The organism is Vibrio sp. YT-19(2023) (genome assembly GCF_033337395.1).
Genome location: NZ_JAWOQN010001211.1, coordinates 1 through 507 on the forward strand (window position 1 = coordinate 1; position 507 = coordinate 507).

Below are 507 nucleotides of genomic sequence, written 5' to 3' on the forward strand. Positions count from 1 at the left end.
TGTAACGAATCTGCTGTTCAATAAGTCACGGGAATATTTCTATATAGTCATCATTATGCGCATGGATGTTGTGCTGCTACACTCATATGTGGCGCTTATTTATTAAATGTAAGGATGCATGTATATGAGTGAAAAGGAATACGATTATCCTGCGAGCTACAGTCTCGTTTCCATAACCGACCCATCAAGTTACATCAAATATGCCAGTGCGCATTTTAATGAAGTTGCTGGCTTTGAAGAAGGAGAGTTGATAGGAAAACCACACAACGTTGTTCGCCATCCAGATATGCCTAAACAGGCGTTTAAAGACCTCTGGTCTCATCTCAAAGCTGGGAAACATTGGATGGGAATGGTGAAAAACAGACGAAAAAATGGAGGATATTACTGGGTGGATGCGTTTGCATCGCCAATCAAATACAACGGTGAAATTGTTGAATACCAATCTGTCCGTTTTAAACCAGAACGTATTTATGTCAAACGCGCAGAGAAAGCTTACGCGAAACTGCG

At 41.0% G+C, this 507-nt stretch carries 1 protein-coding gene; it reads left to right on the forward strand.

What is annotated here, in order from left to right:
* Positions 1–124 precede the first annotated feature (124 nt).
* Positions 125–507 (forward strand): PAS domain-containing protein (locus R7E78_RS30895; protein WP_318059238.1); only part of this gene is annotated, 383 nt, incomplete at its 3' end.